The sequence below is a fragment of the Oerskovia enterophila genome (assembly GCF_001692445.1).
GTDB classification, from domain to species: domain Bacteria; phylum Actinomycetota; class Actinomycetes; order Actinomycetales; family Cellulomonadaceae; genus Oerskovia; species Oerskovia enterophila.
Map to the genome: position 1 here is coordinate 45,052 of NZ_MAQA01000033.1, position 10,460 is coordinate 55,511.

Consider the following 10,460-nt stretch of genomic DNA (forward strand, 5'->3'; position numbering starts at 1 on the left):
AGAACCAGGAGTCGACCCACGATGAAGCTCGCCGAGGCCCTCGCGCAGCGCGCCGACCTCCAGCGCCGGCTCGCCCAGGTGGCGAGCCGTGCGGTCGCCAACGCACGGCACCAGGAGGGGGACCGGCCTGCCGAGGACCCCGTGGCGCTGCTGGCCGAGCACGAGCGGCTCGCGGCACAGCTCGAGTCGCTCATCGCCTGGATCAACGCGGCCAACCTCGCGACCGAGGTCGAGCCGGGTCTGACCATGACCGCGGCGCTCGCCCGCCGGGACGTGCTGCGCCTGCGGCACCGTCTGCGGACCGACCTCGCCGACGCGGCGTCGGCCTCCCAGGACCGGTTCACGCGCACCGAGCTGCGGTACGTGTCGGGCGTCGACGTGCCCGCCACCCGGGCGCAGGCCGACGACCTGGCGCGCACGCTGCGCGAGCTGGACACGCGCATCCAGCAGGTCAACTGGACCGCGGACGTCGAGGGCGACGCCGGGGACTGAGACCGTCGTCGTGAAGCCCGTCGCGTCCGGTCAGGACGGCCGGACGGTGCGGCGGATCACGGTGCCTCGTCGGCGCCTTCCCGCGGGGTGGACGCTCGGATGTGCATGCGTTCGCCATGCTTGCCGAAGAGGCTGAGGACCTCGACGTCCCCCTGACCTGCGGAGCCGAACCAGTGGGGGTTCTCGGTGTCGAACTCGGCGACCTCTCCGGGCCCCAGGGTCAGGTCGAGGTCGCCGAGGACCAGTCGCAGGCGGCCGTGCAGCACGTACAGCCACTCGTGGCCTGCGTGGCTGCGCGGCGTGGGGTCCTTCTGGTCGGCGGGAATGGTCATCTTGTAGGCCTGGGGGCCTTCGTGGTGCCTGGAGAGGCGGACGTAGAGCCGGCCGCCGGTCTGCTGCTGCCGCTGGGGCATGCGCGGGTCGACGACGCGAGGTGGAGCCACCAGGTCGTCGAGCGGGGTCGCCAGCGCGACGGAGATCGGGAGGAGGAGCTCCAGGCTCGGCTTGCGCCGTCCGCTCTCCAGCCTGGACAGGGTGCTCTTGGAGATACCGGTGCGCTCACCGAGCTCCGCCAGGGTCAGGGCACGCTTCCGCCTGGCGCGCCGTAGGCGTGCGGGCACCTGGTCGAGGGTCGATGCGACCGCCGGGTTCGAGTCCATGCCGCCACCCTAGGAAGACGGTTCCTGTTCTGGCAAAAGTCAGTTGCTCTTCAAGATCGAGCGGGTCATCGTAGGAGCCCTGCCGACCTCGCTCGTCGCCCACCACGCCATCGGCACCGGCACCGCCGGTCTTCTCTGCGCCCACCCGGGCCGGCGAGCACGCTCGACGTTCCTGCCCGCCCTCGCCGCAGCGCATCCGACCATCGCGCCCAGAACCCCCACCCGACTACTCATGGAAGGGCCGTCATGAGCCACTTTCCCGACAGCATCGTCACCACCTGGCGCAAGCCGTTCCTCGGCGACACCATCCACAGGGACAGCAGCGTGAGCCTCGTCGTCAATCCTCGGCTGGACGAGGACAGGTCTGTCACCGTCCTGCGCACGGCGGCCGACTCGCACACGGCGATCGCCGTGCTGCCCGACGTCGTCGAGAGGCTCGAGTCCACCGGCCTCTTCCGGTCTGGGCCGATCACCGAGGCGCGTGTCCGTGAAGCGCTCGTGGCGGGGGGAATCACCCTGCACGGCGCGGACAACCTCTACTACCTCCCAGCAGCCCTTCGCGCAGACGTGACCTCCGAGAGGGACCGCGAAGGCGTGCGCCGCCTCTCGCCCGCCGACACCGAGGCGTTCGGGGAGTTCGAGTCTCGGGCGACCGAGCAGGACCTGGACGACGCACAGGTGGGGATCGACGACTGGGCCGCTCTCGGGGCGTTCGGTCCTGACGGGCGCCTGTCGAGTGCGGGAAGCATGTACCCGTGGGGCGAGGGAGCCGTGTTCGCGGACATCGGGGTCCTCACCCTCGCTGAGGCGCGTGGGCAGGGGCAGGGGCGCGCCGTGGTCCGCGCGATGATGCGTCACGCCCTGAGTCGCGGCCTCGAACCCCAGTACCGGTGCCAGCTCGACAACGTCGCGTCCGTCGCCCTCGCGGCCGCGAGCGGCCTCGCGCTGTTCGGGACCTGGGAGGTCCCCACCCCTGAGGACGACCCGGCAGAGGACGACAGCAGGTGAAGCCGTCGCGGGGACCTCTCGTGGCGAAGGGCCCGTGCCGGCACTCTCGACGAGTATCGGATGGACCGAGCTGGGACGGTCGTGCCACGATCGATCTCATGGCTGCGAGTACCGAAGAACTCACTGTTCGCCCCGTCGACGGGCCGTCAGAGTACCCGGCGCTCGTCGAGATCTGGCGCAGTGCGGTGCGGGCCACGCACGACTTTCTCGACGACGCCGACTTCGAACGTATCGAGGCCGCCCTCTCTCCCGTCTACTTTCCCGCGGTGACCCTCGTCGTCGCCGAGCGCGAGGGAAGGTCGATCGGGTTCGCCGGTGTCTCCGAGGGCATTCTCGAGATGCTCTTCGTGATGAACGAGACGCGGGGCGAGGGCGTGGGGTCGGCGCTGCTCGCTGAGGCGATAGCCCACCACGGCGTGACCAGGGTCGACGCGAACGAGCAGAACGTTGGTGCACGCGACTTCTACCTCGCCCGTGGATTCCGTGTGGTCGCGCGGAGCCCGCTCGACGGTGACGGTCGCCCGTACCCGATCCTCCACCTGCAGATCCAGGAGCCCGTCAGTCCCACGGTCGACGGGCACACTCGGCGTCATGAACACTGAAAGGCCCTGCATGAATCACTCGATCCGCACCGCCACCTCCCATGATCTTCCCGCCGCGGCGCGCACGCTGTCGGTCGCTTTTGCCGACTACCCGTGGACTCGATGGACCATTCCTGACGACGATTACGCGCACCGGCTCGAAGAGCTCCAGTCTCTGTATCTTTCTCATGCGATCGAGCACGGGCTGGTGCTGGTCGACGCCCACGGACGAGGAGCTGTCGCCGTCCTGCCCTCGAGTGCGCCGCCTCTCGCCGACGACCTGCAACGGCAGGTGCGCGAGCTGCACGGAGACCGTCTGGAAGCCCTGCTCGCAGCCGACCTCCCCGCACATCCGATGCCGTCGTGGGAGCTTGCCACGCTCGGAGTGCGCCCCGAGGCGCGCGGTGCAGGCCTTGGCTCGGCCCTCGTCGACGCGGTCGTCGCGGAGGTGGGCCGTCTCGACCCGGGCTGCACCATCGCGCTCGAGACGTCCGACGACCGGAACGTGCGACTGTACGAGGGACGTGGATTCTTCGTGACAGCGCACACGTCCACGGCAGACGGCCCGGCCGTGCACTCGATGCAGCGAACCCTGCCGGCCACGAGCTGACGGCACAGACGAAGAGAGGGCAGCACCCAGATGGTCACGTCGACGGAGCGGAGCTCTCGGATGCCGCGGGTCAACATCAGCAAGGAGCACCCTGACGTCTATCGGCACGTCGCTGAGCTCAGCAAGGCAGCAGGAGCGGCCGCGGCAGGAGCCGGACTCGACCCACGGCTCGTCGAGCTGATCCGGCTGCGCGTGTCCCAGCTCAACGGATGTGCCTTCTGCTGCCGTCTGCACACGCGCGACGCGCTGCGTGCCGGCGAGAGCGCGGACAGGCTCGCAGTGCTGCCTGCCTGGTGGGAGACGCAGTACTTCACGGAGATCGAGAAGTCGGCCCTCGGACTGGCGGAGGAAGTGACACGGCTCTCCGTCCCTGCGCGCGACGACTGGGACGACGGGTCGCTGACCGCCGAGCAGGTGTCGGCGGTCAGCTGGCTCGCCGTGGTGATGAGCGCCTGGAACCGTGTCGCGATCCGCAGCGGCTACCGGGTCGCGCCCTAGCCGACGGCTCGTGGCGCCCCCGTGCTGAACAGCGGATGCGGAGGTCGTGGCCTCCCCGCCCGCGGCGCACCCTGCGGCGACCCGCAGTACCGTTGCCACCGGAGCGGACGGAAGTCGGTAGCCACGAGCGGGAGCGAGCACGACCCGGCCCGGGCAGGGCACCTCCAGGAGCCGGCGGGCAGGCTTGCACAGGGTCTCCCTGGCACATCGCAGCCCAGCACGGCGCACACGTGCACCGCGCACCCGGCACAGCGCACCACCGAGTGCTGACCCGCACGTGGCGAGGGTGGGTCCGGGGACCTTCCGTCCGCTCCGCACGCTCGACGCCGCAGCGCACCGCGCCACCCGGAGCTCCAGCGCCCCGCGCCACCCCCGAACCCCCGCGCCACCCCCGAACCCACGCTCCGCCGTCGGGCACCGCGCCCGGCCTCGTCCCACGCCGGACCCGGATCCGGGACACTCCCCGGACGGGCGTCACCCCCTCCCGGGAGTGGTGGGAGAATCGCCGACGTGACTGCTGAACTCGACGCCGCAGGAGCCCCCGTCCCGCCAGAGCGCACCACGGAGGCAGACGCCCAGCACGCCGCGAAGGCGGCCGCCGCCGAGGCGTCCGCACGGTCCGCGGCCCGCAGCGAGGCAGAGCGCGCAGCGGACGCGGCCCGCGAGGCCGTCGCGACCGCGGTGCGGACCACGACGCGCGGCATCGTCGACACCTCGACGCGGCGCCGGGCCGAGTACTCGACCGACGCCTCGAACTACCGCGTCGTCCCGGAGATGGTGGTCTTCCCGATCTCGACCGACGACGTCGTCGCGACCCTCGACGTGACGCGCGAGCTGGGCGTCCCGCTCACGGCGCGCGGCGCGGGCACGTCGGTCGCGGGCAACTCGATCGGCCCGGGCGTCGTGATCGACTTCTCGCGGCACGTCAACCGCGTCCTGTCGCTCGACCCGGAGGCACGAACGGCCCGCATCGAGCCGGGCGTGGTCATGTCGACGCTCCAGAAGGCCGCGGCCCCGCACGGCCTGCGGTTCGGGCCCGACCCCTCGACGCAGAACCGTGCGACGCTCGGCGGCATGATCGGCAACAACGCGTGCGGCCCGCACGCGGTCGCGTACGGGCGCACCGCGGACAACGTGGTCGAGCTCGACGTGGTCGACGGCACGGGCCGGCGCTTCACCGCGGGTAAGGGCGACCCGACGTTCGCCGCCGTCCCGGGCCTCGCGAAGATCGTCAAGGACAACCTGGCGCTCATCCGCACCGAGTTCGGGCGGTTCGGCCGCCAGGTCTCCGGCTACTCGGTCGAGCACCTGCTGCCGGAGAACGGCTCCGACCTCGCCAAGATGCTCGTGGGCACCGAGGGCACGCTCGTGACGATCCTCGAGGCCACGGTCGCCCTGGTCCCGATGCCGAGCGCGCCCACGCTCGTCGTCCTCGCCTACGAGGACATGCCCACCGCGGCCGACGACGTCCCCGCCCTCCTCTCGCTGGGCCCGCTCGCGGTCGAGGGCCTCGACGCCCGCCTCGTCGACGTGGTGCGCCGCGCCAAGGGCGCGGACTCGGTCCCCGAGCTGCCGCCGGGCGGCGGCTGGATGATGGTCGAGGTCGGGGGCGCGACTCCCGAGGAGGCGTACGCGAACGCCGAGGCGATCGTCGCGGCGTCCGCGTCGACGTCCACGCGCATCCTGCCCGCGGGCCCCGACGCCACGGCCATGTGGCAGATCCGGGCCGACGGCGCCGGGCTGGCCGGGCGCACCCCCGCGGGCGAGCAGGCGTGGCCGGGGTGGGAGGACTCCGCGGTCCCTCCGGAGAAGCTGGGCGCCTACCTGCGCGACCTCGACGAGCTCATGGCGCGCTACGGCGTCGACGGCCTGCCGTACGGGCACTTCGGCGACGGGTGCGTGCACCTGCGCATCGACATCCCGCTCGAGACCTCGGGATCGGTCCTGCGCACCTTCATGACCGAGGCCGCGCAGCTCGTGGCCAAGTACGGCGGCTCGCTGTCGGGCGAGCACGGCGACGGCCGCGCGCGCTCGGAGCTGCTGCCCGTCATGTACTCACCCGAGGCCATCTCGCTGTTCGAGCAGATCAAGGCGCTGTTCGACCCGCAGGACGTGCTCAACCCGGGCGTGATCGTGCGGCCCAGCGCCGTGGACGCCGACCTGCGCCGGCCCAGGGCGCTGCCGGTGCTGCCGACCAAGGGCGGCTTCTCGTTCAGCCACGACCACGGCGACATGACCCAGGCCGTCCACCGCTGCGTCGGCGTCGGCAAGTGCCGCGCGGACTCCTCGGCGTCGGGCGGGTTCATGTGCCCCTCGTACCAGGCGACCAAGGACGAGAAGGACGTCACGCGCGGCCGCGCCCGCGTGCTCCAGGACGCGATCAACGGCACGCTCGTGGGCGGCCTCACGTCGCCCGAGGTCCGTGACTCGCTCGACCTGTGCCTGTCCTGCAAGGCCTGCTCGGCCGACTGCCCCGCGGGTGTCGACATGGCCCAGTACAAGGCCGAGGTGCTGCACCGGACCTACCAGGGCAAGCTGCGCCCCATGAACCACTACGCCCTGGGCTGGCTCCCGCGCTGGGCCCGTCTCGCGGGCATGATGCCGCGGCTCATCAACGCGGTGCTCGGCATCCGTCCCGTCGCGAAGCTCGTGCTCACGCTCGGCGGCATGGACTCGCGCCGCGAGGTCCCCCGCTTCGCCGAGGTCCCCTTCCGCACCTGGTGGAAGCGCGGAGGCGCGACGAACGGGGTGCCGGGGCTCGCCGTCGGGCAGACGCCCGGGCGGCCCAGGACCAGCAAGCGGCCGCAGGTCGTGCTGTGGACCGACTCGTTCAGCGACGCGCTCGCACCCTCGGTGCCGCAGTCCGCGGTCACGGTGCTCGACGCCGCGGGCTACGACGTGATCGTGCCCGACCAGCAGGCCTGCTGCGGCCTGACCTGGATCAGCACCGGCCAGCTCGACGGGGCCCGCAAGCGCCTCGAGAACCTGCTCCAGGTCCTGGGGCCGTTCGCGGTCAACGGGATCCCGATCGTCGGGCTCGAGCCGTCGTGCACCGCGGTGCTGCGCTCGGACCTGCTCGACCTCTTCCCCGACGACCCGCGCGCGAAGGCCGTCGCGGGAGCGACCCACACGGTCGCCGAGCTGCTCACGCGCCCCGAGACGCGGCCCGCACCCGAGACCGGGTGGAAGGTCCCCGACCTGTCCGACGTCACGGCCGTCGTCCAGCCGCACTGCCACCAGCACTCCGTCATGGGCTTCCAGGCCGACGAGAAGCTGCTCCGCGGCGCGGGCGCCACGATCGACACGCTCGCCGGGTGCTGCGGGCTCGCCGGGAACTTCGGCATGGAGAAGGGGCACTACGACGTGTCGGTGCAGGTCGCCGAGAACGCGCTCCTGCCCGCGCTGCGGGCCGCCGGGCCGAACGACATCTTCCTGGCCGACGGGTTCTCGTGCCGCACCCAGGCCGACCAGCTCGGGGGAGTGCAGGGCAAGGCGCTCGTCGAGCTGCTCGCCGAGCGGCTCTAGACCCGTCGCGGGGTGTGCGCGGGTCGCCCCTCGGGAGGGGGCGGCCTCGGCGGAGCAGCTCTCAGGTGGACGTCGGACCGGTCCGGGGGCAGGGGCTCAGCCCTCGGACCTGAGGTCGAGCGCGACGCCCTGGGGCGTCCGGAACATCGCGCTCAGGCTGCTGGGGGCGCAGCGGAAGGAGATCTGCGCGCCGGAGGCAAGGTCCCAGGTCGCGGAAACGGTGCCGTCGAGCTCGTGCATCGCCGGCCTTCCCCAGCCCGCTTCGCCGGCGCGCACCATGCGCGTGAAGCCGTCGCCGAGGAAGGCCGTGGACTCCGGGGTGACCTGGCGGATCACGTCGGAGGTCCGCAGGCTCAGGTAGTTCAGGTCCTGGTGGGCCCCGATCGTCGAGACGTCCGGGACGGTGAAGCCGGAGACGGTGTTCATCAGGTACGGGGTGCCGTCCTCGACCTCGATCGTCCAACCGAAGCGTTCGACGGCCAGACGCTGCACCTCGTCCCGCGACAGCGGCCAGGGGCGAGCCGCCCAGTACTCCATGAGGTCGCGTACCTCGGAGGGGGACATCGCCTTCCAGGTCCTGAGGGCGGGCGCGACGGACACCCCAGGAGTCCGGGGTCGGTTCGCGTCGAGCCCCAGGGTGGGGAGCTCCAGCGCACGGACGCCGCGATCCATGCGCTGGAGGCGCTCGGCGGACCACGTCCGACCTGCCGGCATCTGCTCCGGCTCACGCCACGCGCGATAGCCGAGGTCGTCCGGGCTCCCGATGCCGTACGCGTCCCGCAAGGCGTTCACGCACCGCAGGGCGAGCGCTCGATACTCGGCGGTGAGCGCTGGGAGCGCGGTCGACGCCGTCCAGTTCGGCTGTGCGATCCCCGGAGCCGTCCAACCAGCGGCGCTCAGCACGGACTCGTCCGCATCGGCGACGACGTCCGTCGCCGGAGCCTCCGCGTCGATCCTGCCAGGACCCCCTGCGAGCTGCACGTACCGCACAGGGGTCGACCTGGAGGCGACGATCAGGAAGACCCGATCGGACACGCTCCGGAACGTCGCCGCGAGCCGTTCGCCGAGCTCCGTCCAGTCCGACGTCATCGGTCACCGGCCTCGGCCGGTGACATCGTCCGCCAGAGCGCAGGAGATCCGTAGGACGCCCTCATCCACCCATCACATCACGTGAGGTGTGAGATCCCGGCGCATGACCGGAGCTCTGATCCACCGGCGCCTCGACCTGCCAGGTGAAGGGCGCGAAGTCGAGCGTCTCGTCGCGCCACGACGGCCTGCGGGCGCTGTACGCCCAGAACGGCAGCGCCACGAACACCACGCTGAGACCGACGAGCAGCCCCACGTACGTCGTCGCGCTGCCGACCTCGATCTGGGCGGGAGGCACGAAGCTCACGACGAGCGCGAGCGTGGCCGCGAGCAGCCCGCACCCGCCGATGACCCACACCCCCACGATCCCGCCCGGCACGTGGTACCGGCGCGGTCGGTCGGGCTGCGAGTACCGCAGCGCGATCACGGCCGCGAACATCAGGACGTACGCGACGAGGTACAGGATCACGGTGAGCTGGCTCAGGAGCTGGTACGCGGCCTGGACCGACGGCAGGATCACGAACATCACGGACAGTGCCGTGACGATCGCCGCCTGCACGAGCAGGATGCGCGACGGCATGCCCGCGCGGTTGGTCCGGTGGAACCAGCGGGGCAGGTAGCCCGCGCGGGCCACCGAGAGCAGGCCCGTCGCGGGGCCTGCGACCCAGGTCACGACGCCCGCGAGGACGCCCACGGCCAGCATCGCGGCCAGGACGGGCCCGGCCCAGCCGATGCCCGCCCAGTCGAGCAGCGTGTCGTACGCGGTCAGCAGGCTCTGCGTGAGGTTGATCTGCCCCTTGGGCACGACCACGGCGATCGCGAGGGTGCCCAGGACGAGGACGACGACGGCACCGAGCGCGGCCACGAGGATCGCGATCGGGTAGTTGCGGATCGGGTTCTTGATCGACCGCACGTGCACCGCGTTCATCTCCATGCCCGCGTAGAACAGGAAGATGCCCGCGGCGAGCACGATGTTCGAGAACTTCGACAGGTCCGGCACGAACGCGCCCCACGAGAGCTCGACCTGCGAGGTGTTGCCGCCCGCGAGATAGGCGGCCGCGAGGCCCACCAGGAGCGCGGCGGGCACGAGCGTCCCCACGATCCCGCCCCACTTCGCGACCTGCGAGAACGACTTGACGCCGCGCAGCGCGATGAGGGTCGCGAGCCAGAACACGCCGAGGACGACCACGAGCACGAACAGCTTGTTGCTCGAGATCTGTTGGGCGGCCTCGGCGTCGGACCCCGTGTAGGCGAGCGTGACCGCGGCGAACGTGAGGATGGTCGGGAACCAGATGCAGCCCTCGATGAAGACCATGAGGATCGCGAGGAACCCCCAGCGGCTCCCGAACGCCTCGCCGACCCAGCGGAACATGCCGCCTTCCTCGGGCCAGCCGGTCGCCAGCTCTGCGGCCACGAGGCCCACGGGCGCCAGGAAGAAGAGCGCCGCGAACAGGTAGTAGAACGTCGAGGCGAGGCCGTACTCGGCCTCGGCGGGCAGCCCGCGCAGGCTCACGACCGCGACGATGTTCATGACGGCGAGCCCGGCGACCGTGATGGTCCCCGCGCCGGGTCTCGTGCGTTCTTGGCTCACTGGCTGGGCCTTCCTGCGACGGGCTGGTGCGGGGTCGGGGCCGACGGTGCGACTCACGCATCCTGGCACCGGAGGGGCGGTGGCGCGCGGGGAGGAGCGGCGAGGGGGTCGTGGGACCGGCCGTGCTCGGTGCGGGCGGGCGCAGCGAGCGTCCCGCGGCGCGGGCGCGGGCTGGCAGCATGGTCGGCATGGAGTTCCAGGACGTCGTCCGCCGTCGCCGCATGGTCCGTCGTTTCACGGGGGAGCCGGTCGCGCCGCGGGCTGTGGAGCGCATGCTGCGCAACGCGGTCCGCGCACCGAACGCGGGCTTCACCCAGGGCTGGGCGTTCGTCGTCCTCGACCGGCCCGACGACGTCGCGCGCTTCTGGTCCGCGACCTCACCCGTGGCGGCGGGAGAGCCGGGCGGGGGC

Annotated in this window: 10 protein-coding genes; 7 read left to right on the plus strand and 3 right to left on the minus strand. The window is 71.9% G+C overall.

The genetic code is table 11. The annotated features are described in order from the left end of the window. Positions 1-21 precede the first annotated feature (21 nt). Positions 22-492: a DIP1984 family protein gene (locus OERS_RS13570; RefSeq protein ID WP_068626205.1), complete on the plus strand. Its 471-nt coding sequence runs from the start codon at positions 22-24 to the stop codon at positions 490-492. A gap of 56 nt (positions 493-548) precedes the next feature. Here the strand turns inward: OERS_RS13570 and OERS_RS13575 are convergent, their stop codons facing one another. Further along, positions 549-1,151 (minus strand): helix-turn-helix domain-containing protein, encoded by a 603-nt coding sequence (locus tag OERS_RS13575; RefSeq protein WP_068626207.1) that lies wholly within the window; start codon positions 1,149-1,151, stop codon positions 549-551. Between the two features lie 246 nt (positions 1,152-1,397). Here OERS_RS13575 and OERS_RS13580 point away from each other — a divergent pair, with 246 nt between their 5' ends. The 5 genes from OERS_RS13580 (at position 1,398) to OERS_RS13600 (ending at position 7,373) form a co-directional block, all read left to right on the plus strand. After that, positions 1,398-2,159 carry a GNAT family N-acetyltransferase gene (locus tag OERS_RS13580; protein WP_068626209.1) on the plus strand — a complete coding sequence of 254 codons (762 nt, stop codon included), beginning with the start codon at positions 1,398-1,400 and terminating at the stop codon, positions 2,157-2,159. A 98-nt stretch (positions 2,160-2,257) separates the two neighbouring features. Then, positions 2,258-2,761 carry a GNAT family N-acetyltransferase gene (locus OERS_RS13585; protein WP_068626211.1) on the plus strand — a complete coding sequence of 168 codons (504 nt, stop codon included), beginning with the start codon at positions 2,258-2,260 and terminating at the stop codon, positions 2,759-2,761. Continuing rightward, the gene (locus tag OERS_RS13590; protein WP_248948568.1) at positions 2,751-3,350 is read left to right on the plus strand and encodes a GNAT family N-acetyltransferase; all 600 of its coding nucleotides are present in this window, start codon (positions 2,751-2,753) and stop codon (positions 3,348-3,350) included. Before OERS_RS13585 ends, OERS_RS13590 begins: the two co-directional genes overlap by 11 nt. A gap of 60 nt (positions 3,351-3,410) precedes the next feature. After that, complete coding sequence (locus tag OERS_RS13595; RefSeq protein ID WP_068626223.1) at positions 3,411-3,848, plus strand: carboxymuconolactone decarboxylase family protein; 438 nt, start codon at positions 3,411-3,413, stop codon at positions 3,846-3,848. A 681-nt stretch (positions 3,849-4,529) separates the two neighbouring features. After that, a complete protein-coding gene (locus tag OERS_RS13600; RefSeq protein WP_068626225.1) occupies positions 4,530-7,373 on the plus strand; it encodes an FAD-binding and (Fe-S)-binding domain-containing protein in 2,844 nt (947 codons plus the stop codon). 96 nt (positions 7,374-7,469) lie between these two features. Here the strand turns inward: OERS_RS13600 and OERS_RS13605 are convergent, their stop codons facing one another. Further along, positions 7,470-8,462 carry a DUF6301 family protein gene (locus tag OERS_RS13605; protein ID WP_068626214.1) on the minus strand — a complete coding sequence of 331 codons (993 nt, stop codon included), beginning with the start codon at positions 8,460-8,462 and terminating at the stop codon, positions 7,470-7,472. A gap of 61 nt (positions 8,463-8,523) precedes the next feature. Beyond that, complete coding sequence (gadC, locus tag OERS_RS13610; protein WP_068626216.1) at positions 8,524-10,050, minus strand: putative glutamine/gamma-aminobutyrate antiporter GadC; 1,527 nt, start codon at positions 10,048-10,050, stop codon at positions 8,524-8,526. A 188-nt stretch (positions 10,051-10,238) separates the two neighbouring features. Here gadC and OERS_RS13615 point away from each other — a divergent pair. Further along, positions 10,239-10,460: nitroreductase family protein (locus OERS_RS13615; RefSeq protein WP_211268486.1), on the plus strand; the 222-nt coding region annotated here is incomplete at its 3' end.

Coding starts and splice junctions, on each gene's coding strand:
- OERS_RS13605 (WP_068626214.1), bottom strand. CDS start 8,462: ATGACGTCGGACTGGACGGAGCTCGGCGAACGGCTCGCGGCGACGTTC.
- OERS_RS13570 (WP_068626205.1), top strand. CDS start 22: ATGAAGCTCGCCGAGGCCCTCGCGCAGCGCGCCGACCTCCAGCGCCGG.
- OERS_RS13595 (WP_068626223.1), top strand. CDS start 3,411: ATGCCGCGGGTCAACATCAGCAAGGAGCACCCTGACGTCTATCGGCAC.
- OERS_RS13575 (WP_068626207.1), bottom strand. CDS start 1,151: ATGGACTCGAACCCGGCGGTCGCATCGACCCTCGACCAGGTGCCCGCA.
- OERS_RS13580 (WP_068626209.1), top strand. CDS start 1,398: ATGAGCCACTTTCCCGACAGCATCGTCACCACCTGGCGCAAGCCGTTC.
- OERS_RS13585 (WP_068626211.1), top strand. CDS start 2,258: ATGGCTGCGAGTACCGAAGAACTCACTGTTCGCCCCGTCGACGGGCCG.
- OERS_RS13590 (WP_248948568.1), top strand. CDS start 2,751: ATGAACACTGAAAGGCCCTGCATGAATCACTCGATCCGCACCGCCACC.